The organism is Providencia sp. PROV205, from assembly GCF_028479505.1.
Classification (GTDB): Bacteria; Pseudomonadota; Gammaproteobacteria; order Enterobacterales; family Enterobacteriaceae; genus Providencia; species Providencia huaxiensis.
Genome location: NZ_JAMPNU010000009.1, coordinates 44,086 through 70,002 on the forward strand (window position 1 = coordinate 44,086; position 25,917 = coordinate 70,002).

Consider the following 25,917-nt stretch of genomic DNA (forward strand, 5'->3'; position numbering starts at 1 on the left):
ACGGAGTGCAAAATAACCGCAATCCAACGAAAAATTTTTTGTGCTTATAGTTAAAAAAAAGTCAGGTGAATGTGTGGATAAGTAGAACATGAGACGATAAACTATAATAGTAACAATTATTGGGATATTAACTATAACAGTTGAGGCGGCTATGACGAGATACGAACAATTAGCAGCGCAAATTCGTCAGCAAATTGAAGACAATATCTGGCAAGTGGGCGACAGATTACCTTCATTGAGGGAAAGTGTTAAACAGTCAGGCTTAAGTTTAATGACTGTAGTACAAGCATACCAGTTGCTTGAAAGCCAAGGGTGGGTCGTTGCTCGCCCGCAATCAGGGTATTACGTGGCAAACCGTAATAACGCATTTGCTGCTGCTAAAGGAGGAAAAGGGCTACATTTGAATGAAAATGTAGAGATTAACGCCTCTATTTTTGGTGTCCTACAAGCTTGTAAGGACCCGAATATTATCCCATTTGGCTCCGCATTTCCAGAGCCTGCCTTATTGGATGACCCAAAACTCGCGAAGTCTCTTGCGTCTGTCGCTAGGCGTTTATCTAAATTTAATACACCAGCTAATTTGCCACCTGGTAATGAACAACTGCGCCGTAACATTGCTCAGCGCTATGCAACTCAAGGGATCCATGTCGCTCCCGATGAAATCGTGATCACAGCAGGGGCAATGGAATCTTTGGTTCTGAGTTTACAATCGGTGACTCAGCCCGGGGATTGGGTGGTTATCGAATCTCCTGCATTCTATGGTTCACTTCAGGCAATTGAGCGATTAAAACTTAAGGCGATAGCCATTAAAACAGACCCGCTATTTGGTATTGATCTTGACGCATTAGAGGATATTGCGAGCAAATATCCAATTAAAGCCTGCTGGCTAATGACGCATTATCAAAATCCATTAGGCGGAACGATGCCGCAAACAAACAAAAGACGTCTGGTAGATATCCTTAATAAGCATCAAATTACTTTAATTGAGGACGATGTCTATGGGGAACTTTATTTTGGCAGCAAACAGCCGATACCTGCCAAGGCACTAGACACCAAAGGTAATTTCTTTCATTGTTCTTCATTTTCAAAATGTTTAGCCCCGGGGTATCGCGTGGGTTGGGTGGCCGCCGGCCAACACGCGACAAAAATTCAACATTTACAAATGATGAGCACCGTTTCTGCCAGCGTTCCCACGCAATTAGCTATTGCAGAGTACTTATCATTAGGGGGATATGACAGTCACTTGCGTAAACTGCGTTTAACAATGGAGCAACGTCAGCACCAAATGTTGAGTGCAATAGCAAAATACATGCCTCCATCAGTAAAAGTGAATACACCAAAAGGTGGGTATTTTTTATGGTTAGAATTTGAGCCACCATTTAATGCTATTCGTTTATATCAGCTCGCATTAAAAGAGGGGATCAGCATCGCACCTGGCAGTATGTTTTCCACAAGCGACCAGTTTAATCATGCATTTCGCCTTAATGCATCGTTTACATGGAATGAGAGGGTGGAAGAAGCAATGAAAACATTAGGCCGCTTATGTCACTTTTTAATCAACGAGAGGCGTGATTAGTCACATTATCGTTGCTAATTCATTGCTTAGAAAGATTAACTTTGCGAATCTAAGTATAAATCTAAATGTATTAGCAGCAACAGATGGGAGGTAATGTGAAAATAAAATGTTTTGATATAAAGGAGTTACCTATCCTGAATTGGCATGATGGTGCGGGGACTAGCCAAGAAGTATTTTGCTGGCCTGTTGCATCAGACTATTCATTACGCGCAAGTATTGCAACCATCGAGCAAGATAGCTATTTAAAGCGCTATGCAGAAGGCGAAAGGCTGGTGGTATTGTTGAATGACCAGTCTCTTCTTTTAACTGATACTAAAGCATTTGAGTGCCGACTTGAACGCGCTGGTGACCATGCTCAATTTTCAGCTCAGCAATTTTGCGCAATAAAAGTCTTACAGCCATCAGTTCAGTTAATGAATTTTATTTTTCGAGGTGATCGGTGGGGGGCTAAAAGTTATTTCATCACTGAAGATTATAAATTACCCGCCAACCAAGCGGGATTAGTCTACGTACTAAAGGGTGAATGGGACATTTCAGGGGCAAATTGCCATCTTCTGGCCCAAGGACAAGGCGCGTGGTGGTTACCTGATATCGGTGAAGGAGAGATTAAACCACTTAGCACCGATAGCAAGTTGATCTGGATTGAATTATTACCTCGCTAACTGGTCGCTAAACCAATAGCCGCTAGTGTTAGCATGCCACCAGCAACACCTTCGGTTATACGGCGTTTTTTATCATTATAAGCGCGCTTATTATGCATGGATGCAAATAGTGCACCTATCACACCGTAGATCACGACACATGAAAGTATAAAAGTGGCTGAGAGTATCAAGGACTGAACGGCGACACTTTCTGTCAGCTTAATGAAGTTTGGTAAAATAGCGAAATATACCAGTAGCCCTTTAGGGTTAAGGAAGCTAGTCAGAAAGGCTTTACCTACTACCGCTTTTGTCGACACAGTTTGAATTTTTAGCTCCCCAGCTCTCATCGCAGATAACACCATCCGAGCAGCAAGATAAGTGACATAAGCGACGCCAACCCATTTAATGGTGTAGAAAATCATGGGGGATGCTGCAACAATTGCGGCTAAACCAAGCGCAGCTAGGATCGCATGTGCCCCATAGCCCAGTATAATACCTAAATTAGCTTTCAAGGCCGCTGAGGTTCCTCCCGATAATCCTTGTGCGGAAATAAACAGAATATCTGGGCCTGGTGTGCATACCAAGGGAATGACGGTTGCGCTAAATAAGAGTAAGGTCTGTAACTCCATTTTAATTCCTCATTGTTGTTCGTCGTTATTTCACGCAACTGGCCAGTAGCGATAAAATTATAGCGATAATCCAATGATATTGGATTTTTTTATTGCTTTAAAACAAACAAAAATTGGTATTTAATATCATTAATTAATATAAAATTGAGGTTGAATGCCAATGAAGCAAACTGAACTAAAACTGGATGCTATTGATAGACGGATCTTACAAGTTTTACAAAGAGATGGAAAAATTCAGAATATTGAATTAGCGAAAGAAGTCGGCCTTTCTCCGTCTCCTTGCTTACGTCGCGTGAAATTGCTTGAAGAAGCTGGGATTATCAAGCGTTATGTGGCGGTGCTGGATGGGAGTAAAATTGGAGCGGGTCTTTCTTTATTTGCACGTATTTGGTTTAAAACACAAGATGCTAAGACCATCAACCAATTCGTTGAAGACATTAAACAGATGCCTGAAGTTGTAGAATGCCATCTAATGGCAGGGGAATGTGATGCATTGATCCGTATTGTGACACAAGACTTAGCTTCTTATCGTCGTTTTCATGCAGACCATTTAACACAAATTAGCAGCATTCAGAGTATTAAGACGGAGGTGCCAATGGAAACGGTGAAAGTCACTTATGCTTTGCCGCTTTAGAATAGTGACTCGGTTTTATTTGTTAGAAATAATTATTTTTATAAGACAAAATTAATTAAATAATACAAAAAATGAATAAATAATTAATTTTTGAATTTCAATTTTACAAATTGAAATATTATTACGTTATTTTTAATATTGATGGATTAGTTTGATTCTCTTTTTTAGATTATTATCTAACTGGTTATTTTATTTTTATATAACGATTTGTTTATTTGATGAGATAACTCTTATATGTTCACAACGCTGTTGAGTAATAGCTTACTCATGACGAAAGTGCTATCTAATTAGTTGATATGTAAATAATGAAAGGGAAGTTTTTTTGATCCTGCGCAACATCACTTCACGTTAATTACTTATACTGTTAATAATCCAAAATTAAAATAATGCGAATATTTCTTATTTAAAAAATATTTTCAATTTAATCGGTAACGATGTGAGTCTTTATAAGCATTTTTCTAATTGTCACAGGTATTGTAATACCCGTCTATTAATTGATTATTTGTGATCTGAGTCTAATTGAAAATTCACCGAATAATAGAAATTATTTTCTCATAAATTTAAGGAAAATTTATGATTTATCCTATTACTGATAGAACAATATCTACAGTAAATAATCAAAAATTTAAGCGTTATGCTATCCGCTATTTAGATATTGAACAGCAAACACAGCAGGCAATTATAGAATATGGCCTCAATTTTGAAGCGCCTTTTGAACAGCAACGTGAGATTGAACAACTCAAACTAGATATAAAAAGTAAAGGCGCAATTTTTGCGAACAATGGAAAAAGTATACATTGTAATTGGCTATCAAGTGCTTGCGTACAATGTCGTACAGGAGAAGGGAGCCACACAACATTTTTGTCCTTAAAATGCCATCGCGATTGTTACTTTTGTTTTAACCCAAATCAAGAAAACTATCAGGAATTTCAACAGGAAATGCGTGATGCTATTGGGGAAGTTGACGCAATAGCAGAACAAGGTTACCCACTTACCCATATCGCGCTAACCGGGGGGGAGCCTCTACTTTTTCGCCAAGAAAGTATCGCATTTTTCCAAGCAGTCCAACAGAAATTACCTCAGACTCATAGCCGGTTGTATACAGCCGGTGACCCATTAGACCGAAATACCGCATTGGCTCTAGCGAAAGCAGGCCTACAAGAAATCCGCTTTAGTATCAAAATTGATGATCCTACAGAACGGATCACCAAAGTTTTACACCGTATCGCCTTAGCACGTGAGATTTTTCCATCAGTAATGGTGGAGATGCCTGTCATCCCCGGAACAGAACAGCAGATGTATCAGTTACTGACTCAGCTTGATGATATTGGAATTGACGGTATCAATTTATTAGAGTTTTGTTTCCCACTAACAAATAGTGAAGCCTATCAATCTCGAGGGTTCAGGCTTAAAAACCCACCTTATGAGGTGTATTACAACTATTGGTATGCCGGTGGGTTAGCTGTTGCACAGAGTGAATTAGCCTGCCTTCGAGTTCTCAAATTCGCACTAGAAAATCAATTGTCTCTTGGGGTGCATTACTGCTCTTTAGAAAATAAACATACCGGGCAGGTATACCAAAACAATGCTTTTTTTGAAAACAATGAACAAATAATAGGAAAGCATTATTTTTTTTCCTCTCAGGATTATTTTTTTAAAAGTGCCAAAGTCTTTGGTGACGATTGTGAAAAGGTGGCAGTTTTACTGACACACGCTGGTGTTTCTTATCATCAAGAATTACTGCATGGATTTTTGCAGTTTAATCCTGAGGCAATTGGCTTATTAACCCCACTAGGCAAAATACCTATCGCATTGACTTCCCACATTATTGAGCCCGATGAACAGGGAAATCCTTTAATTAAAGAAGTCCGAATTGAACTTACAACACCTACTGAATTTTTACTGACAGACCTGCAGGGAAATATTTATGACGAATGACGACCAAATTGTAGATTTTCTGTATGCACGTCAATTTGCTTATGACGTACTACGACGTTTGTTTATGGAAGAACCAACGCCTGAGCTATTAAATTATTTGAGAGACTCGGGGTTACTGTTATTTCCTTGTGATGAAGTATTACCCGCGATGAAAAACGCGATAAATGACATGCATAAAGACTTAAATACGAGGCAGTTACAAGCCAACAACGATGATTTCGAAAATTTGCATTGGGACTTTACTCGCTTGTTTATAGGCCCAGAAGCCCCGCCAGCATCGCCATGGGAATCAACTTATGTTTCTCGTGACAAACTGCTATTTCAAGAAAGTACGTTAGCAGTGAAGTCTTTTTATGAACAGTATGACGTTTATTTGCCAGAAGGTGATATGGAAGCCGCTGACCATATTGGCTATGAGTTAGATTTTATGTGGCATTTAAGTCTGCGCATTACTGAGCTTATTGACAGCGAAACAGACCCTGTTGATTGGCCCAAAGTGAACGCGTTATTACTCGGGTCTGCAACATTCTTGAATACCCATTTACTGGCTTTTATAACGCCGTTTTGCCGTTCAATGCATAACCACGCAGAAACATTATTCTATCGTCAATTAAGTTCATTACTTGAGCTTTTTTTACGTAATGATATTAAAAAAATCAATGAGTTAGTAAATTTATAATAATAAAACAAAATGAAGAGGTAAGAGCAATGTCAGAAAGACAGAAAATAGCCTTAAGTCGCCGTTCATTTATAGCATGGACATCAGCGGCGTCAGTGATGGCTACGTTACCGCTGAGTAAGCAATTACATGCGGCAACACCAGAGGAAGAAAAAGCGGTTGTGCAAGCTACTGACGCAGTCACTCAAGGAAAATGGAAGCCTGTGGCCTGCTGGCACAACTGTGGGGGACGCTGTGTCAATAAAGCATTAGTGGTTGATGGCGTCGTTGTTAGGCAAAAAACCGATGATGTGGTTGCCGACTCCCCTGATTTCCCACAGCAACGAGGTTGTTTGCGCGGACGTTCACAACGTAAACAAGTCTTTGGCGCGGACCGGTTGAAATATCCAATGAAGCGTAAAGGTTGGGCTCCCGGTGGTGGGGATAAAAGCTTACGAGGACGAGACCAATGGGTGCGCATCAGTTGGGATGAAGCACTAGATATTGTGGCATCAGAATCGAAACGTATTAAAGAAAAATATGGTCATGAATCGATTTGGATCACCGGTGGTAACGGCGTTGAAATCCAAAGCGTTTATGCAAAGGCTGGTGGATTTGTTGGCGATTGGGGAACAACCTCATGGGGCGCATGGTTTGAAACGCCAGCTCATTTAGGATTACTTGAAGGGTTTTATACCTTTGGTACCAATGACCGTTTTGATATGCGTAACTCCCAGTTAATTGTGATGTGGGGAGCTAACCCTGCATGGAGTAGCCCAGGCAGCCCAACCTATAATTATTATCAGGCGAAAAAAGCGGGGGCACGCTTTATTAGTATTGACCCAAGTTATACGACTACAGCGGAATTAATGGATGCAGATTGGTACCCCATCAACCCAGGTACTGACCATGCTTTAGCTTTGGGTATTATGTCTGCGTTATTAGAAATGGACAGCCCTGACAACCCATTGATTGATTGGGATTTCCTGCGCCGTTGTACAGTTGGTTTTGATGAAAGTAATATGCCAGCAGGTGCAGATCCGAAAGGGAACTTCAAAGATTATCTATTAGGTACCCATACGGGAGAGCCAAAAACACCAGAGTGGGCCTCTAATATTTGCGGTTTGTCAGCTAGCGACATTCGTACATTAGCGCGTGAAATCGGGGGGACCAACCGAGTTGCATTACTTACAGGTTGGGCTCCTGCACGAATTCATAATGGTGAAGGATGGGTACAAGCATTCTCAACATTAGGCTTTATGACTGGCCATATGGGAAGGCCTGGCCGCATGACTGGCGTAAGCTGCCACTATGCTGCGGGGAATAATGGAACTCGTTTAGTCATGGCGGGGGCAAGTGGCTTGCCGTCAGTACCAAACCCAGTTAGCTTGAAAATTAACCACAATGAGCTTAACCGTGCATTACTAGAGAAAAAATTCCGCCAACGTGGTGTGGGGGATGTCGATACAAATATCCAAATGATCATTCATCCATTCAATGCCACGTTACAAACACGAGCCAATATTGCGCAGAGCGTTGAAGCTTATCGTAAAGATGTGGAACTGGTTGTGACTGCAGCTTATGTTCCACATACCTGTGCGAAATATTCGGATATCGTCTTACCCGTGACCACGGAGTGGGAACGTGAAGGAACCATATTAAATCCAAGTAATCGTGAAGTTATTATAGCTGCAGTGAATGTGACACCACCACTTTATGAAGCAAAAAGTGACCAGTGGATCGCCAAAGAGATAGGTAAACGCCTTGGTATTAATGTCGATGAAGTTTTTCCTATTTCTGAAAAGCAACAATTCTTCAATAAACTCAATGGTGCAACGATTATTGGTGAAGATGGTAAGACAACTGAGCCATTAATCACAGTAACTCAAGCGGATATTGATGAATGGCAAGTAACAGGTAAGCCACAACAAGGCCGAATTACCCTCAATGAATTTCTTACTGTTGGGAAATATCAAGTAAAACGCACTTCTGATGATAACTATAGTTATATTGCCTATGAAGATTTTATTCGCGATCCTCAAGCCAATCCACGACCAACACCGAGTGGTAAATTCGAAATTTATTGTGAAACATTAGTCGAAAAAGCCGATGAATGTGGCTGGACTAAATTACCGCCAATTCCTGAATATATCCCGTCTGCAAGCGGTTATGAAGCAAGTTTTAATGATTTCTCGAAGAAGGAAAAAGGGGATTATCCATTCCAAATCTATAATCCACACTACTTACGCCGCTCTCACAGCACGCTTGATAATGTGCCTTGGTTACGTGAACAGTGGCCAAGCCCAATTTATATCAATGCGTCTGATGCGAAACGTTTAGGTATTAAACACGGTGAAACTGTATTGATAACAAGCCCTCAAGGGAAGATTGTACGTCCTGCGTTAGTGACACAAACGATGAAGCCTGGTGTTGTGGCGCTACCACACGGTAGTTGGACAAATGTTGATGAAAAAACAGGGATAGATATGGCGGGAGCCGACAATACGCTAACCATTCAAGTCCCTACAGGGCTTGGTACATCAGGGTGGAACACGATGCTATGTAATATCGAAAAATGGCATGGTGACCAGTTAGTTCCAGATGCTGCAATTCCACAGCGTATTATATTTTAGGGGGCAATAAGAAATGGATAAACAAGTCGGATTTTATATTAATGTTGCCACTTGCATTGGTTGTAAAACCTGTGTTGTTGCATGTAAAGACAAAAATGACCTTGAGGTCGGGCGCAACTTTCGCCGTGTGTATGATATTGAGGTAGGAGAGTATCCACGTCCTCGGACTTGGCACTTGTCTATTGCCTGTAACCATTGTGATGACCCGCAATGTGTAAGCCATTGCCCTACCACCGCAATGCACAAACGAGAAGAAGATGGTGTTGTATTAGTTGACCATGATAAATGTGTTGGTTGCCGTTATTGCACATGGGCTTGTCCATACGAGGCACCTCAGTTCGATGCCAGTATTGGTATGATGACCAAGTGCGACACTTGCCTTGATCTCCGTGAAAAAGGGGGGAATCCAATGTGTGTTGATTCTTGCCCTATGCGTGCGATTGAATTTGGCCTAATTAGCGAATTACGTAAAAAATATGGCTCAAATGCAGATATCGCAGGGTTACCTAGTTCAAGTATTACCAAACCGAACCTTGTTGTCGGTACAAAAGGATAAGGAGAATTATCATGCATGAATTTCCGTTGGTGATTTTCACCTTATTTATGCAAGCTTCTGTGGGGTGCTTGCTCGTTACATTAGTATGCTATTTTCGTGTGCTTGAAGGCGGAAACAACCTACAAAGTGTCCAGTTTATCAAATTGCCTATTTTAGCCAGTTTTGTTCTGGGTTGTGTTGGGTTGTTGGGTTCATTATTTCACATGGGTAACCCGCTACACATGTTTTATACCATGCTGCATGTGTCTACTTCATGGATGAGCCGTGAAGTGTGGGCAACTGCAATTTATATGGCGCTATTATTTTTCAGTGTCGCGCTGCTATTGCTGAAACAAAAAGCGAATGCGCTGCTACTATTGCTTAGCGCGTTAGCCGGTATCATCTATATGTACGCAATGTCAGCCTTATACGCTAACACCTTGTTTAACCTATGGAATGGCTTATTTACCTACGCCAGTTTTTTTGGTGCGGTATTACTAGTTGGTGGTGTGGTAGCTGCATTACTACTGGTAGGTTCTTTGCGCCGCGATGGTAAAGAAGAGCAATTAAAACGAGTGGTTAAAATTACGCTAGGTATTGGTGTTATTGGGATCTTACTGATGCTGCTGGGCGCATTATCTCTTCTTGGAAACATGGGAGAGCCTATCTATATGGGAATGACACCGCGTGAACTCCCAGATGGTTTAGTGAATTTAAGTATTGTTAGGGTCATACTTGTTGCATTGGGTATTGTATTTGTGGGCCGTTTACTGTGCTCAAAAAAGGGGCACGCTGTGAATGCAACATTCGTCATGTCACTGGCAACACTCTGTATTTTTGTTGGTGAAGGCGTTGGCCGAGTGGTGTTTTTCTCTCTAGGCGGTTAATTCCTTTAGAGACAAAATGATATTTGCCTCTAATTATATAATGTTTACCAATAATGTGAACCGAGGGATCTCCCTCGGTTTTTTAGTTCTCTACACTCTCAATAAATCAATAACCCTTTATATAATAAGGGATTAAATCAGTGTAATTTCAAAATAAATAGTAAATTAAGTTGATTGTTTGTAATGATTATAATTATCATTATCTCTCTTAATCTCTTTTATTGCTTATTTCTTATGAATTTAAAAACTAGCAAGCTACTCATTCCATTAGCAATTTCAGCGGCATTAGCGCCTTATCATGTATTTGCTGTTGATAATTCAAAAAATGATCAGATTACAGTTACAGGCAACTGGCTTGAAAATACTGAAGATGGTGAGGTGGTATTTAATCACCCAGGTGCGCGAACAGTAAAAAACCAACAACAAATCAAAGAATCAGGCAGTGAAACCATTGCGGATGCATTGAAAGGGATACCCGGTGTACAGGTACGAGAAAGTAACGGGACTGGTGGGAGTGATGTTTCCTTGAATGTTGGGGTTCGTGGGTTAACCTCACGTCTTTCACCTCGCTCAACGATTTTACTCGATGGTATGCCACTAGCGGCAGCGCCTTATGGCCAACCTCAGCTGTCGATGTCGCCATTATCACTAGGTAGTATTGAATCTATTGATGTGATCCGCGGAGGAGCTTCCGTACGTTATGGGCCACAAAATGTGGGGGGCGTAATTAACTTTGTGACAAAGCCTATCCCGAAAGACTTTTCTGGTGGTGTCTCGTTACAAACCCAAGGGGCTAAAACCGGAGGGCTAAAAACGCTAGTCGATGCGTCCGTGGGGGGCTCAAAAGCCGATGATTCAGCGGGAGCGATACTGCTGTATTCAGGGTTACATGGGCAAGGCTACCGTAAAAGCAATGATAATACAGATATTGATGACCTGATTTTAAAAACACGTTATGCCATAACCGATAATGACGAGTTACTGGCGAATTTTCATTATTATCATGCAATGTCAGGTATGCCTGGGGGGCTAACTCAAGCGCAATATAATGCTGACCCATTCCAATCAACGCGGCCTTATGACCGTTTTGAAGGGGATCGCCAAGATATGTCATTGAAATATAAACATGAAGAAGATGATAAACAATTTGAGTTAATGACATGGTTTAGTAAAAGTTATCGGGGTAGTTACATAGAAAGTGACCATAAAGATAAAGCGAATGAAAGACGGCTAGTTTCTTACCCTCGTCACTATACCGCGTATGCAATTGAACCGAGTTATTCACAATTATTCCGTTTTAATGATATTTCGCATGAAGTAACAGTGGGATACCGCTATTTAAATGAAACCGCAGACGAAAAAGCTTACCGCTCAAATTGGTACCAAGCTGGCACTCAAAGTTCGCGGCCGAGTACTAATGATTATTACCAACACACATCGGGTGGAACAGAAGCCCATGCTATTTACCTTGATGACACCATTGATGTTGGTAACTGGACTGTGATCCCAGGGCTCCGCTATGAGAACATTAATATTCATTTAAATGACAGTTTTAAAAACCAAAACAGAAGTAAGCGATATAGCGAACCGCTTCCTGCGCTGGCGGTGATCTACCATATTGATGATGAATGGAAACTATTTGCCAATGCCAGTACGTCATTTGGCAGTTTGCAGTATTTTCAGTTGAACACTAAAGGGGTAGGGAATTCACCCGCAAATGGGTTAAGTGCAGAAAAAGCACATAACTATGAAGTGGGGACTAAATACGATAATACTGCGCTATCTCTTGAAGCGACATTATTCTATATCGATTTCGATGACCAATTACTTTACGTTGAAAATACAACGGGTTGGACAAATTTGGGCGCCACAACTCATCAAGGAGTGGAATTGGCGGCAAGATATAACTTGTCTGAGCTGAGCGATAAATTGGATGGTGTTAGCGTGTACAGTACTTATACCTACACTAAAGCGGTAAGTAAAAAAGGTGATTTTGCTCATAAGGATTTACCGTTTTATTCACGGCAAGTCTTTACCGCAGGTAGCCGTTATGAAACGGGTAATTGGGTATGGAACTTGAATACTTATGCGCAATCTACCCAAGAATCGCCTGGAACATCAAGCCATTATGTAACAAAACCAAGTGCTGATGGCCGATACGGAACAATCCCCGGATATATGGTGTGGGACGCACGAGGCGAGTACCATTTTGGTAAAAGTTTGTCTGATTTAACGCTATCTGCTGGTATTAAAAATCTTTTTGATCAAACCTATTTTACACGTTCTACGGATAATAATTATGGTATCTATGTAGGGCAGCCAAGAACTTACTATGTTCAAGCATCTGTAAAATTTTAATAAAAACAAGGTATAAGAATAATGATGAGAAAACTTATCAATACATTTGTACTGATTCTTAGTGCTGTTAGCCTACTATTTTCAACTAATAGCCTAGCGGCATCTATTACTGTGACGGATATTGCGGGTAGGGATGTGACGGTTAATGCCCCTGTATCTCGAGTGATGCTGGCGGACAGCCGAGTTTTAGTTGCGTTGAATATATTACATCCGCAAGACCCATTAAAAGGGATTATTGCTTGGGATGATGCGTTAATTAAAAAAGCGCCTGATTTGAGTGTTGCGTACAGCAAAAAATTTCCACAACTCAGTCAAATACCTGTTTTTCCCAACCCTTATACGACAGATTTTAGTGTTGAAAAAGCCTTAGTTGCCCAGCCTGATTTGTTAATTTTTGATATTGGTTTAAAAAGTAAGCTTGCTGAAAGTGGCACCTTATCGTTATTGGAAAAAAGTGGTTTACCCGTTGTTTTTATCGACTTTAGGCAATACCCATTGAAAAATACTATGCCGAGTATGACATTACTTGGCCAAGTATTTGGTGAGGAACAACAAGCACAAGCATTTAATCAGTTTTATCAACAAAAGTTAGACTTAATCCGTTCAAGAGTGGCTAAACTTAGCAAAGAGCAGCGCCCAAGCGTATTTATTGAACGAGCAGCTGGTATCCAAGGGGAAGATTATTGCTGCAAAACGTTCGGCAATGGTAATTTTGGCGAATTTGTTGAAACTGCAGGCGGAAATAACCTTGGTTCCCAATGGTTCAGTATTGGAATGGGGGGGGAAATCAGTGAAGAACAATTGATTCACAGCAACCCTGATTATTACTTGATGACTGCAGCTGATTGGGATAGCACCCGTAAAGGTAGTGCTTCTGTGCCGTTAGGTTATACAGGGGATAAACAAAAGTCCTTGGCCCGATTGAATAAGCTAATGGAACGCCCTAAATTTCGTTCATTATCTGCTTATAAAAATAAGCAGGTATTGGCGTTATACCAGCAATATTATGATACGCCATTTAACATTATTGCGGTGGAAGCGATTGCAAAATTTATCCACCCAGAGTTGTTTGCAGACCTTGACCCACAGGCTGATAGCGATTATTTACACCAGACTTTTACTGCCCTAGAGGGGGATGGTGTATTTTGGGTTCAAGCGGAATAAATTTCTTCTTATATAGCCCGCTTTAGTGGTGTTGGCAGTTAAAGCGGGCAACGGGCATATAGTTTGTGGGTTAATTATATTTTTTTTAGGTTTCGTTGAGCACAGGCAAAATGACTTTTGACGGGTATTCGCTAGAAATATGTAGGCTATTACAAGCTATTTTCCACGTTCTATCACCCGCGATAGTTTTACCTGTATTTGTATTGAAGTCATATTTAGGGAAATTGCTACTAGAAATATCTAATCGGATACGATGTCCTTTTGCGAAACGGTTTGCACAGGCAAAGGGCTTAATTTTTACTTCGACAATTTCATTTGGGGTTAATAATTCCTTCTGTTCATAACCATGCCGAAAACGACAACGAATGATGCCATCAGTAATATTCATGGCATAGCCTTGAGGGTAATCGGCACTGGGAGGGTAAACATCAATAAGTTTTGCGGTGAAATCTGTATCTAATGCATCACTGCTTATCCAAAGTGACACTTCAATTTCACCTGCTAAACAGACATCTGCTTGTAATTCTTCGGTTTCGAATACTAATACATCACTGCGGGCAGAAAGGGGTAAGTTATTTTGCTTACTACCAAAAAACTTTGGTAATTCACGTTGATTAAAAGCCCCACCCCAAAATATAGGTTGACCTGAAGTTAAAGCACCACCAATGGTAGGCACTGGGTGCTTAGGGTCATAACAATAGGATATTGTGGCTGTTTTAGCGTAGGGCTGATGATGTAATTTGTTATTTGGCCACAGATAATACATGGTTTTTTCAGTATTTGGCAAAGGCCATTGATGGTGGCTAAGCCATTCTCCCCCATGTTCTATACGCCCTTGTTGGTTGCGTTTACCACTTCCACCACCCATCATGAATATTGTTACTTCTTCATGATGTTTTTTAGCATTTTCACCTTTTAAGTGAGTTTCAAACCAGTTTAAACGGCAAGATAACCAACTTTCACTAACATTGTGATCAAATGCTGCGATATCTCCGAACTCTGCGTCACCACTGTGCGTGATATTACGGTCGCCATGTAGCCAAGGCCCCATAATTAACTTTTGCGGTGATTGTTTTTTGGTAACAAATGCATAGTAGTTATCTAATGTTGAACTGACATAGGCATCGTACCAGCTAGACATAAATAACACTGGGATATCAGGTATTTGGTCATAATAGCCTTCGGCATAAATACCTATTTTTTTCCAATAATCGGAAAAACACTCTTCTTCCCATTGTTCAAATAAATATGATTCATATTCAGGAACATGTTTGAGCAATGTTTGCCCTTGATACCATGGCATTGTCGTAAACCATTCATGGATATTTTCTTGTTCGAGCGCGGCTAAAATGTCGGGAGACTGCTGAGCTAGCGGGCTTAGTTTAGCTTGTTTAAATGCCCAAGTGGCTTGTTTAAGTTCAAAAGCGCCCCCTTGACGTATCCCACATTGGTAGGCGTTGGCAAAACCGCCAGAATCCAGCACCATCGTCTGTAAACCTGGTGGATTTAAACACGCCATTGCTAATTGTGTATGAGCGGCATAAGAGAGACCCATTGAGCCTATTTTGCCATTACACCAGGGTTGTTCCATAATCCATTGTAATGTATCAAAACCATCTTCAGCTTCATTAATATATTTTGTGAACTTTCCTTCGGACTCATAGCGCCCGCGGCAATCCTGATACACAACAATAAAACCATGTTTACTGAAGTATTTTGCCATTTCTTGGCGTGTTATTTGCTGGCCAGATACCGTTTTTTCCGAACGAGAAGGTGCGGTTTTATCATAGGGTGTTCGCTCTATAATCACGGGAAAAGATGCAGTTGATTGAGTTAGTGGAAAGTAAACATCTGTTGATAGCATTATTCCATCACGCATTTCTATTCGGTAATTCTTCATATCCATCTTACTAATACCCTATGGTAACGGCGACGCTCAGTAAACCAATGCTGACTGCCATAAAAATGATAAAAAGCGGTAAAATGTATTTTGCCCAGGTGGTCCAACTGACACCGGCTGTAGCTAAAAAGATCAATAATCCACTCGATGTTGGTGTGATCATATTGGTTAGCCCATTACCCATTAAAAATGCAAAAACCGTTGTTTGGGGGGAAACACCAGAAATTTCACCAACGGGGCCTAGGATTGGCATTGTGACAGCGGCTTGCCCAGAAGTAGAGGGAATGGCAATGTCTAATAATAGTTGGGAGATAAACATGCTATATGATGAAACATAAGGTCCGTGATCACCGACAAGCCCAACTAATTGATGAATTATGGTATCGAGAATTTTACCTTGAGAAAGAATAATTTCGACAGCAGTCGCCAACCCAATTAACACCCCTGCGATGAGGACTTTTTTCATTCCACTGACAAATGCGTTAGCGGCGGCACTTGCGGTCAAACCACTACAAAAAGTTAAAATGACACTTAAGAATAAATAGTAGGCAGATAAATCATTATTTTTCCAATGCCAACGATTAGAGGCATAGACTAAAAATGCAACACCGATGGCTAAGATAATTAACATAAGTTTATGGCGATAGGTTAATGGTGTGGTTTGATTATGTTCTTCAGCCACATAGTTTGTGAGTGTCGTTTTACGAATGCTATAGAAAACGAATAAAATACCGAGTGTAATAAAAATAAGGTACGCCGCAATTCGCATACTTAAACCACTAAAAACGGGTAAACCAACAAGCGGTTGTGCGATAGAAAGTGCATACGGGTTGGTGATAGAGGCGAGGTATCCGACCTTAACCGCAATGGCTACAATGGCAAGCCCAATAAGTTCATTCAATCCAACGCGTTTCACTAAGGCAATAACCATGGGAATAACCAAAAGATACTCTTTGGCTAACCCCATAAAGGTACTTCCCATGGAAAATACAATCATTAAGAAAGGAATTAACAGGTAGATATTGCCTCGGGTAACATGGAGCAACCGCTCTAGCCCTGACTCTATTGCCCCTGTTTTATTGAGAATACCAAACATTCCTCCGATAAATAACACCATGTATATAAGTGGTGATTGTTTAACAATTCCTTCAGGGATCGCTTTAAACAGTTGAGGCAAACTGACAGGAGCGGCAGTACCTTCCTCCGATTTCTCAGTGCCTAATAATTGCGCTAACTTGATGTCTTTAGTGATAGTTTGGTAAGAGCCCGGAATGACTTTCTTACCATCGCGCTCATATTGGCCTGAATTAATAAAATAAGTCATTAAAAAAGCAATGATAACAATAGTTAACATTACTAAAACCGGGTTCATTTGCCAGCTAGGTGGTGAAGATGGGGCTTGTATTGTGCTGTTTGTTGGTTGCATGGCGTTGTCTCTTTTATTGTAATTAATTATGAGTCGTAACCGAGCTGCCTCGATATACGTAAAGCAGACAGAAGCAGTTGTTCAGTCATTTCTTGTTCTTTTTCATCAGAAAAACGGCTTAGAGGTAAGCTAATGCTCAGTGAAGCAATACATTCCCCATGTTGTGAAAAGATAGGCGCGGCAATCGCACCAATACCTGCGGTTAGTTCACCTCGGGTAATTGCAAAACCTTGTGAGCGTATGGTTACAATAGATTTTTCAATAGAGGGGTTCTTTTCAATAAAATGTGCTTGAACATCTTTAGGTGAGTGAGCCAATAGCACTCTGCCTGAAGCCCCAGAACCTAACGGCCGGCGATTTCCAGCTTCACTGCGCACTTGAAGTGATTGCCCTGATGGCTTATGAAGAACTTGTAAAATCTCATCGTTGTCACGTATACGCATTTGAATGTTTTCATCAAAACGTTGACGTAGTTGCTCTGCTTCAACTTCTGCAACTTGGATATAGTTAATTTGCTGGCGAGCGCAATTCCCCAAGCTTAATAATTGATGGCCTAAATGATAAGTAACCGGATTTTCGTTTTTTTGTACGAAATGGCGATTTTCTAGTGTGCATAATAAGCGGTATACCTTGGATTTATTCATGCCAGATAAGCGTGCAAGTTCACTTAACCCAAGATTGTTTTTTTCACCTAATAGCATCAATAACTGTAAAGCATCATCAACGGCAGTGACAATATTCTCTTTCATATCAACCTCGACTGGTTTATACAGTAAACCATTGGTTTATTTAATAAAATTAGCATGAAGAATAATAAAAAATGATTCAAGAGAGTTGTTAATAAATTGTGATGTGAGTTAGGGTTTTAAAAAGGTATTTTTCAGTTATAAAAATAAAAGTAAAATATTATTAATATAAAACAATTGGTTATGGAAGTTTTAAAATAAGAGCATTTTGATGACAACGTGAATAGAAATGATTGTAAATGGGTGACTAATTGTCATTCATAGCGGTTATTTGGTTTACCTGATGAAATTGATAAGTACGCCAGCAATAATGAAAAGAACCTCCAGCGAAAAAATGCGTCATTTTTATTAAATTTTTAAGGGCAAAATTCGGAAATGGCAGTGGTTATCAAAAAAGCAACGAAGGTATTTCTTTAATAATGAGCCTTATGGCAGAATGAAATTCACTTTTCTTAACGGATAACAGAGATGAAACTAGCGCTGGTCGGTTCCGGGAAAATAATTATGTCGGCTCTCGATGCCTTAATACAGGTGCAGGGGATAGAGCTAGTCGCACTGTGTGTTCGGGCGGAAAGTATTGAAAAGGGACAGGCTATTTGCCAACAATTTGGTATAGCAAAGTTGTATACTGACTACCAAAAATTGTTACAAGACCCTGATGTTGAGGTGATATACATAGGTTTGCCAAACCATTTGCATTATCAGTATACCTTCGATGCATTAATGGCTGACAAACATGTGGTATGCGAAAAACCGTTTACACCAAATTGGCAACAGTTGCAGGTGTTAATTTCCATTTCACAGACTAGAGGGCTTTTTTTGTTTGAAGCCATTACGTCTATTCATACCCCTGAATTTCACTTTATCAGACAACATATTGGTAAAATCGGTGAAATCAAAGTGATTCACGGTAATTATTCCCAATATTCAAGTCGATATAATGATTACTTGCAAGGCCGAGTTCATGCTGCATTTGACCCACTGCAAGCCGGCGGTGCACTCTATGACATTAATCTTTATAACATTTATTTATTATCTGCCTTGATGGGAGCACCCGATAATAGCCGCTATATTTGTAATAAAGGGTTTAATGGAATTGATACATCAGGGGTATTAACGGCCTATTTTGGGCGTTCAGTTGCATCGTGTGTGGGGGCGAAAGATTCGGCAAGCCCCGGTTACTTTATTATTCAAGGTACCAAAGGGTATATATGTATCAAGGGAGCCCCAAGCCTTTGTCAGTCAGTTGAGGTTTGTATTGGCGGGGAAATATCCAGCGTATCTCGGGATGCAGCTATCAACCATATGGTCTATGAGTTTGCATTTTTTCGTGAGCAAATTGCCACTAAAAACTATGCTAAATGTAATGAATTACTTGAATTAGCATTAATTGTCTCAAAAATATTGCATCAATCACGAGACGATGTGGGGCTGGCATTTGGATCATAAAGACATTGGCAGCGTGATGGCTGCCATAATCTGTCAATTTAAAATGAATATAAAGATGCGACTGATTTTCCAAGTTTTTCAGCAAGCTCTGATGCCGCATATCTATCCATGACTACTTCAATATAGGCCGCATGCTTTGATAGTTCGGCCTGTTTAATTGCATTGTCTAATTCATCGCAATGGGTAACACGCTGACAATACCAATCTTTGCAGCCTAATGCTGCAGGGAGTTGGGCATAATTCCATTGGGGTAAGTCGTTATAATAGGCTTCAGGGTTTTTACACAAAAGTCGCTCAATTAAATAGCCATCATTATTCAGGACAAAAATAATGGGTTTTAAGCCAAAGCGGGCAAACTGGCTAATCTCTTGGGCAGTGAGTTGGTGAGAACCTTCTCCAGTCACTAAAATAACTCGCTTCTGTGGCTCTGCAATTGCTGCACCAAAGGCCGCGGGGGTGGCCCAGCCGATAGAACCCCACAATGTTTGGTTATGAAATTGTGCATTTTCAGGTAATAAAGCAAAACCTAACCCCATGGAGGCAGTCCCAGTCTCTGCAACAATAATATCGTCCTGACGGAACATTTTTTCTAGGCGAGGGTACAAATATGAGGCGGTAATTTGGCCATTTTCACCTTGCTGAGGGGATCCTAATCCTTGAGCTTTGAGCCCAACATAGTTAAGTGAGGGCGCAAATTCTTTTAATTTATCTAACACATCTTTCATCAATACATTCGGGTAGATAGCGGAACCCACTTTCACATGGTCAGAAAGAATGTTAATACAGCTTTCAGGGTTAATATTTGCGGTGAAGCTGCCGGAGTTGAAGTCTGTTAATACCGCGCCAATACCCATGACACAGTCACAGCTTTCGACGTACTCCCTAACCTCTGGATTCATCAGTTTGCCGTTATAAATCCCCATATATTGAGAGTTAGATTCGCTTACTACCCCTTTATCCATAAACATAGTGGCGTAAGGTAGGCCCGTTTTTTCAATAATCGCTTGAACATCAGCGGCTAAGCCGAAGCGTGCGGTTAAAATCCCAGGAATAATACAGGCTTTTGTACTCGATGTGAGCTTTTCGACAATAGCTGTAACGGCAGCTGATAATGACTCGCTATGACTTTTATTTATAGTGATAGTTTCAGGTGTTTTGTCTGTTTTAATTGGCATGATAGCGTAGTCAGAAGGGAAACCTAAATAAACTGGTCGAGATTCTTGTAAAGCGGTCGTAATTAAACGTTCTGTTTCGGCAATACAGTTTTCAGGCGTTAAAATAGCGTGAGCACAGCTTAAATGTTGGCTCATTTGATAAAACACATCAAAGTCACCATTTCCTAGGGTGTGGTGAACTAAACGGTGGTTTTTTTGAACTCCACTTGCTGGCATGCCAACAAGATGAAAAACGGGAAGATGCTCGGCATAAGCGCCTGCAATACCATTTAAAGCACTGAGTTCGCCGACACCAAAAGTCGTTGATAATGCTGCTGCACCTTTCACGCGGGCATAGCCATCCGCAGCATATGAGGCATTGAGTTCATTGCAGTTGCCAATCCAGCGCATATTTTCACTGTCACATACGGCATCTTCAATCGGGAATGCGTAGTCACCAGCAACACCAAAAATATCGTGAATACCGATTTGGTAAAGTCTATCTAATACGTATTCGATAACAGTCTTGTTTATCATGCTGATCTCCAATAATTGCATAGCCAATAATTCTAAGTTGAATTATTTTTATCGTTTATTATGCTTTAAAGGAAATCACTTAAACTCATTCTATCTATAACTAAAAATTATAGGGGGCGAAATGGACATTCGTTCATTACGTTATTTTGTTGAAGTTGTGCAGCTCAATGGTTTTAGCCGTGCGGCAGAAAGTTTATTTGTAACGCAACCAGCGATTAGCCGCAGTATTAAAAAACTAGAAGATGAGCTTGGCTATACGTTACTGACTAGGGAAGTCGATGGCGTTAAGTTAACAGAGGAGGGGGATATTTTATTGGCTCATGCGAAGCAAATCCTTTCTCAATTTGGGAATATGAAAAAAGCGTTACTGGAAAGGTCTGGTCCTATATCTGGGGTGCTACCCGTGGGGTTACCACCCGTGATAGCATCGACCTATTTTGCTGATATTATTATGGCTTTTAGCCAACGTTATCCACAGGTGGAACTGAAAATTCTTGAATTGGGTACGCGAAAAATGCGTGAGGCAATGTTAAATGGCGACGTTGAAACTGCCGCTGTGATGTTACCTTTTGCAGATGAGCGCTTTGAAGTACACCCTTTTTCAACGGACCGATTAATGCTCTTGGTTAGTAACCAACATCCACTATCAATGCGTGAATTTGTTAAATTTAGTGAAATAGTCGATGAGCCTTTTATTTTCTTTTCTGATGATTTTCTAATTAATGAACTTGTTGTCAGTGCTTGTGGTATTTATGGTAAAAAACCCACTATTTCTGGGCGCAGTAGCCATTTAGATTTGGTGACCGCTATGGTAAGAGCTGGGGTAGGGATAACGCTACTTCCAGATAGTATGTGGAAAAACACCAGCTCAGTGGGGTTGTCCGTTATTCCCGTTATTGAGCCAATACTGGCTTACGACATTGCTTTAGCGACAGTAAAAAATCACCACCAAAGCCGTCGTGCACAAGCATGGCATGATTTGGCTTTGGATATGTTAAGAATAAGGGAAGTATGAGTGAGGCTTGCATAAAATTTGATACCAATCAGGTATTTTCTTATGAAGCCTTCACTTTTTGTCAGTCATTACGGATAAAATAGAATAAGCCCAAACACAGCAAAGGTGGCAAGGTGCATCCAGCCTTGGATGGGAGATGTTCTCTGGCCATTAAATGAAAGCATAGTCAGTAACATGGTGATTGCGAATAAAACAATTTCTGCGCTAGAAACCCCCATGATGACTTGTTTACCAGTAATAATGCCGATAATTAATACTGCTGGCACAGTCAAACCCACCGTTGAGACAAATGCACCTTGGCAAAGGTTTATCGCTCGTTGCATTTCATTATTCATTGCCGCTTTTACAGCTGTGATCGATTCAGGCGTAAATACGATAATCGCGATCAGGACACCACCGACTGCTGCTGGTGCTCCTAAAGCCTCAATTCCGTAATCAGTTACGATAGCTAAGTAATGCGCAAGTAACACAATAGGGAGTATCAGCCCAATTAATACACAAGAGCGAATGATAATGGCTTTTTTGTTTGACTCAGAGTGGTTATCTTTATTTTCGACATTATTGTCTGCTAAAACATGGTTAGTTGAAACGAATTGTTCTGGGACATTCATCAGCCCTTTAGGAGGCTGAATAAAAAACCGGCGATGGCCTCGCATTTGCATCCACAAAAAAGCCCCATAGATGAGTATAGTAATACCCGAAATACCAATGGCTTGCGTATAGGAGTACTCCCCTTGGCTAGAGGTGTAATTTGGTAGTATTAACGCTAAACCTGTCAGTAATACGATCATTGAAAGATAACTGTTCGCACCTTGCGTATTATATTCTTGTTCACCATTTCTAGCTGAACCTGCGAGTAAGCAGATACCTACGACGAGGTTCATGATAATCATCATCACTGCGAATATTGAATCACGCCCAATGGTTGGAAAATCACCAGGTCCTAGTAGGACTGAAGCAATAAGAATTACTTCAATTAAGACAATCGATAAAGTCAGGATCAGTGTTCCGTATGGTTCACCCAATTGTTCAGCAAGATGGTCAGCTTCTTTAACGACACCGAAGGAAGCGGTTAGTATTGTAATGAACAACAGTAGAAAAACCCAAGTTGCACTAAATGCTGAAAGGCTGTCATTAAGTAATGTTTCGCCACTTAAGATAAAGAAAATGACGACTAACCAAGAGCCAATTAACCGAGCCCAAGTCGTTAATGGGATGAGCGGACTATTGAAACGGAAGTGCCCCATAATATTTTTCCTTAAGAAGAAAGGGCCGTCCCTGTTGCTGATACGTACTTGAGGTCGTCCTCAAGCCGATAGAATGTAAATTAACGGTTACTATAGCACTCATCGATTATCTTGCAACCCTTGCTTGCTCAATGATAAACATTCATTTATTAATGAAATGTGGGTAGGGTTTAAGTGTTGATTTGGATTTAAACTTTTCTTTAATAAACAAAGGTTATTAAAGTTCAAAAATAATTACATAAGAAATTATTTTTGATTTAAATCACATATACAAAATATTATTCATACATTAATAAATTAAAGGCGCTATTGTTAAATAAATGAAAATGAATTGTTTGTTTTATTTGGCGGGGTGACAAATGAGCGCAGTAAAATATGACTATATTATTGTCGGTGCAGGTTCTGCTGGTTGTGTTCTGGCTGCTCGGTTGATCCAAGAGACGCAATCTAGAGTATTACTTATCGAAGCGGGTGGTAGCGATAACCATTTGTTTATTCGTATGCCAGCAGGTGTAGCGAAAATTATCGCCCAAAAAAGCTGGCCTTATGAAACTGAGCCAGAGCCTCACGCTAATAACCGTAAAATGCAAATTGCTCAAGGCAAAGTGCTGGGGGGAAGCAGCTCTGTCAACGGAATGATCTATATTCGAGGCCAAAAACAAGATTATGATAATTGGGCTCTAAATTACGGATGTGAAGGTTGGGGATACTCGGATGTATTGCCATGGTTTAAAAAAGCAGAGAACAATGAAAGCTTAACAGGGGAATACCATGGGACAGAAGGCCCACTTCCGGTTAGTGAAAACAGATATCGGCACCCATTATCAATGGCATTTATTCGTGCAGCACAAGAGCATGGCCTTCCTTATGTCAATGACCTTAACGGAGAAAGCCAGCAAGGAACAAGCTTTTACCAAACCACAACGCATAATGGAGAAAGAGCCAGTACGTCGAAAACCTATTTAAAATCAGTGGAAAAGAGTGACAAATTGACATTAAAGCTTGGCACTCAAGTGAACCGTATAATCATTCGTGATGGCCGCGCGATTGGTGTTGCCTATCAAGGGAAAAATGGCCATGAAGTTGAGGCATTCGCCAGTTGCGAAGTATTGGTCTGTTCTGGTGCGATGGGCTCTGCAAAATTATTGATGCTATCAGGGATCGGGCCTGAAGAGCACTTGTCTTCGTTGGGGATCCATACTCATGTGAATCTACCTGTTGGCAAAAATTTTCATGACCACCTGCATATGTCAATTAACGTCACGACTAAGCAGCCAATAAGTTTATTCGGTGCGGACCAAGGCTTAAATGCGATTAAACATGGGGTAGAGTGGATGGCATTTCGCAGCGGATTACTCGCATCTAATGTTCTAGAAGGTGCTGCATTTAAAGATAGCTGCAATCAAGGTCGCCCTGATGTACAAATTCACTTTTTACCTATTTTAGATAGTTGGGATGATGTTCCTGGTGAGCCACTGCCCGCTACCCACGGTTTTTCTTTAAAGGTCGGGTATTTACAACCTAAGTCTCGTGGTGAAATTTTATTACGCAGCACAGACCCACAAGCACCGCTAAAAATTCACGCTAATTACCTTGCATCACCAGAAGACATGGAAGGCTGCAAGCGTGCAGTTAAATTTGGTCTGGAAGTATTGGATTCCGCTTCATTACAAGCAGTAAGCAAAGAGGTTTTAATGCCGCCCGCTTCTGTACGTCATGATGAAGCTCAACTTGAAGAGTTTGTCCGAAATTTTTGTAAAACGGTTTACCATCCTGTGGGAACTTGCCGTATGGGAACGGATACCACAACGTCAGTGACTGACTTACGGCTACGAGTGCATGGTATTGATAATTTACGTGTAGTGGACTGTTCTGTGATGCCTGAAATTCCAAGTGGAAACACCAATGCACCAACGATCATGATTGCAGAACGCGCAGCAGCAATGATTATAGAAGATAGGAACGCAAATTAGCCTTGTGATGGGGCAACATAGGAAAAACAGCATAAAACCAAGGCAACCGCCTGAACTTTATGCTGTTTCAATACACTTATGGTACTTAGAGCGAACTAATGTTAGGTTATGTGTTATACAGTAAACCATTATTTTTATTTTATTGATTTATAACATCTTTATATTTAATGATTTATTTTGTATTCAAGGGTATGTTCATTTAATTAAATCTATCAAATAAAACAGCATTTTTTTGTTAAAATTAAATAAACTATTACTGATATTCAACTTTTAATATTCCAGTAGCCTTAAATAAGCCTAGTTCAATTTCTTTTCCTTCATGAAATACGGGTGTCGCAGTTAATACTGGCTGTGTTTGATAAGTGAAATTACGGTATTCATTAGGTAATAAAAGTGTATTATCTGCTTGAATTTTTAGACCTAAATTAGGGTTGGATGTTTCAACTAAATCAGTATTAAAGCCAGCACTAGAGCTTTCAAGCTTTAATTTAAGATTTGGATTACTGGATGATTTATTTCCGCAATCCAAATGATAGTCAATATTTTTTGTATAGCGTTCACTGGTAAACTTATTTAGATTTATTTCACCAAATGAGACCTCAATAGGTTGCCCAGGGCCATTTTCACCATATACATCACAAGTGCTTTCAATAACATCTACCTTAATTGTTAATGTATAGGTTTCTGCAATACAGAATCCACTAAAAAAAATAATTAGTGTGTTCGTGAGTATTGCAAATAGTAAAAGTAATCTTTCTTTTATTATTTGAATTAAGAATATCATAATTATTTATACTCCAATAAATAAATTAAATAA

Annotated in this window: 20 protein-coding genes; 13 read left to right on the forward strand and 7 right to left on the reverse strand. The window is 40.3% G+C overall.

What is annotated here, in order from left to right:
• The first annotated feature begins 151 nt into the window (after positions 1 to 151).
• A complete protein-coding gene (locus PR800_RS07550; RefSeq protein WP_102139651.1) occupies positions 152 to 1,576 on the forward strand; it encodes an aminotransferase-like domain-containing protein in 1,425 nt (474 codons plus the stop codon).
• 95 nt (positions 1,577 to 1,671) lie between these two features.
• Entirely contained in the window at positions 1,672 to 2,238 is a 567-nt protein-coding gene (locus PR800_RS07555; protein WP_272524566.1) for a HutD/Ves family protein, read from the forward strand.
• Here PR800_RS07555 and PR800_RS07560 read toward each other — a convergent pair.
• On the reverse strand, positions 2,235 to 2,846 hold the full coding sequence (locus tag PR800_RS07560; RefSeq protein ID WP_102139649.1) for a LysE family translocator: 612 nt from the start codon (positions 2,844 to 2,846) through the stop codon (positions 2,235 to 2,237). The two genes, PR800_RS07555 and PR800_RS07560, sit on opposite strands and share 4 nt — an antisense overlap.
• A 154-nt stretch (positions 2,847 to 3,000) precedes the next feature.
• Here PR800_RS07560 and PR800_RS07565 point away from each other — a divergent pair, with 154 nt between their 5' ends.
• The 8 genes from PR800_RS07565 to PR800_RS07600 all read left to right on the forward strand — a co-directional run bounded on the left by PR800_RS07565 (position 3,001) and on the right by PR800_RS07600 (position 13,653).
• Positions 3,001 to 3,480: an Lrp/AsnC family transcriptional regulator gene (locus PR800_RS07565; RefSeq protein WP_206276808.1), complete on the forward strand. Its 480-nt coding sequence runs from the start codon at positions 3,001 to 3,003 to the stop codon at positions 3,478 to 3,480.
• Between the two features lie 573 nt (positions 3,481 to 4,053).
• Complete coding sequence (locus tag PR800_RS07570; RefSeq protein ID WP_210848131.1) at positions 4,054 to 5,418, forward strand: radical SAM protein; 1,365 nt, start codon at positions 4,054 to 4,056, stop codon at positions 5,416 to 5,418.
• Positions 5,408 to 6,097, forward strand: a complete 690-nt coding sequence (locus PR800_RS07575) for a TorD/DmsD family molecular chaperone (protein WP_102139647.1) — start codon at positions 5,408 to 5,410, stop codon at positions 6,095 to 6,097. The genes PR800_RS07570 and PR800_RS07575 overlap by 11 nt, the downstream gene beginning before the upstream one ends.
• Positions 6,098 to 6,126: 29 nt before the next feature.
• On the forward strand, positions 6,127 to 8,709 hold the full coding sequence (locus PR800_RS07580; protein ID WP_102139646.1) for a molybdopterin-dependent oxidoreductase: 2,583 nt from the start codon (positions 6,127 to 6,129) through the stop codon (positions 8,707 to 8,709).
• A 13-nt stretch (positions 8,710 to 8,722) separates the two neighbouring features.
• Positions 8,723 to 9,265: a DMSO/selenate family reductase complex B subunit gene (locus PR800_RS07585; protein WP_004264054.1), complete on the forward strand. Its 543-nt coding sequence runs from the start codon at positions 8,723 to 8,725 to the stop codon at positions 9,263 to 9,265.
• Positions 9,266 to 9,276: 11 nt separating this feature from the next.
• Positions 9,277 to 10,131 (forward strand): dimethyl sulfoxide reductase anchor subunit family protein, encoded by an 855-nt coding sequence (locus PR800_RS07590; protein ID WP_102139645.1) that lies wholly within the window; start codon positions 9,277 to 9,279, stop codon positions 10,129 to 10,131.
• A 234-nt stretch (positions 10,132 to 10,365) separates the two neighbouring features.
• Positions 10,366 to 12,489 (forward strand): TonB-dependent receptor family protein, encoded by a 2,124-nt coding sequence (locus tag PR800_RS07595; protein WP_102139644.1) that lies wholly within the window; start codon positions 10,366 to 10,368, stop codon positions 12,487 to 12,489.
• Between the two features lie 21 nt (positions 12,490 to 12,510).
• Positions 12,511 to 13,653, forward strand: coding sequence for an ABC transporter substrate-binding protein (locus PR800_RS07600; RefSeq protein ID WP_102139643.1), 1,143 nt, complete (start codon positions 12,511 to 12,513; stop codon positions 13,651 to 13,653).
• A gap of 85 nt (positions 13,654 to 13,738) precedes the next feature.
• Here PR800_RS07600 and PR800_RS07605 read toward each other — a convergent pair whose 3' ends face one another.
• The 3 genes from PR800_RS07605 to PR800_RS07615 are packed head-to-tail and all read right to left on the reverse strand — an operon-like array spanning position 13,739 to position 17,728.
• Complete coding sequence (locus PR800_RS07605; RefSeq protein ID WP_272530492.1) at positions 13,739 to 15,559, reverse strand: CocE/NonD family hydrolase; 1,821 nt, start codon at positions 15,557 to 15,559, stop codon at positions 13,739 to 13,741.
• A gap of 4 nt (positions 15,560 to 15,563) precedes the next feature.
• Complete coding sequence (locus PR800_RS07610) at positions 15,564 to 16,979, reverse strand: YfcC family protein (protein WP_239979161.1); 1,416 nt, start codon at positions 16,977 to 16,979, stop codon at positions 15,564 to 15,566.
• Positions 16,980 to 17,005: 26 nt separating this feature from the next.
• Positions 17,006 to 17,728 carry an IclR family transcriptional regulator gene (locus PR800_RS07615; RefSeq protein WP_206276834.1) on the reverse strand — a complete coding sequence of 241 codons (723 nt, stop codon included), beginning with the start codon at positions 17,726 to 17,728 and terminating at the stop codon, positions 17,006 to 17,008.
• A 465-nt stretch (positions 17,729 to 18,193) separates the two neighbouring features.
• Between PR800_RS07615 and PR800_RS07620 the strand changes: the two genes are divergently transcribed.
• A complete protein-coding gene (locus tag PR800_RS07620) occupies positions 18,194 to 19,174 on the forward strand; it encodes a Gfo/Idh/MocA family protein (protein WP_206276835.1) in 981 nt (326 codons plus the stop codon).
• 38 nt (positions 19,175 to 19,212) lie between these two features.
• Here the strand turns inward: PR800_RS07620 and PR800_RS07625 are convergent, their stop codons facing one another.
• Positions 19,213 to 20,862 (reverse strand): alpha-keto acid decarboxylase family protein, encoded by a 1,650-nt coding sequence (locus tag PR800_RS07625; RefSeq protein ID WP_272530515.1) that lies wholly within the window; start codon positions 20,860 to 20,862, stop codon positions 19,213 to 19,215.
• A 124-nt stretch (positions 20,863 to 20,986) separates the two neighbouring features.
• Here PR800_RS07625 and PR800_RS07630 point away from each other — a divergent pair, with 124 nt between their 5' ends.
• Positions 20,987 to 21,880 (forward strand): LysR family transcriptional regulator, encoded by an 894-nt coding sequence (locus tag PR800_RS07630; RefSeq protein ID WP_272530493.1) that lies wholly within the window; start codon positions 20,987 to 20,989, stop codon positions 21,878 to 21,880.
• A 68-nt stretch (positions 21,881 to 21,948) separates the two neighbouring features.
• On the opposite strand, the gene PR800_RS07635 is transcribed toward PR800_RS07630, so the two are convergent.
• Positions 21,949 to 23,127: a calcium:proton antiporter gene (locus tag PR800_RS07635; RefSeq protein WP_166265158.1), complete on the reverse strand. Its 1,179-nt coding sequence runs from the start codon at positions 23,125 to 23,127 to the stop codon at positions 21,949 to 21,951.
• Between the two features lie 359 nt (positions 23,128 to 23,486).
• On the opposite strand from PR800_RS07635, the gene PR800_RS07640 reads away from it, so the two are divergent.
• Positions 23,487 to 25,100 carry a GMC family oxidoreductase gene (locus tag PR800_RS07640; protein WP_210848126.1) on the forward strand — a complete coding sequence of 538 codons (1,614 nt, stop codon included), beginning with the start codon at positions 23,487 to 23,489 and terminating at the stop codon, positions 25,098 to 25,100.
• 253 nt (positions 25,101 to 25,353) lie between these two features.
• On the opposite strand, the gene PR800_RS07645 is transcribed toward PR800_RS07640, so the two are convergent.
• Entirely contained in the window at positions 25,354 to 25,884 is a 531-nt protein-coding gene (locus tag PR800_RS07645; protein ID WP_102139637.1) for a fimbrial protein, read from the reverse strand.
• Positions 25,885 to 25,917 lie beyond the last annotated feature (33 nt).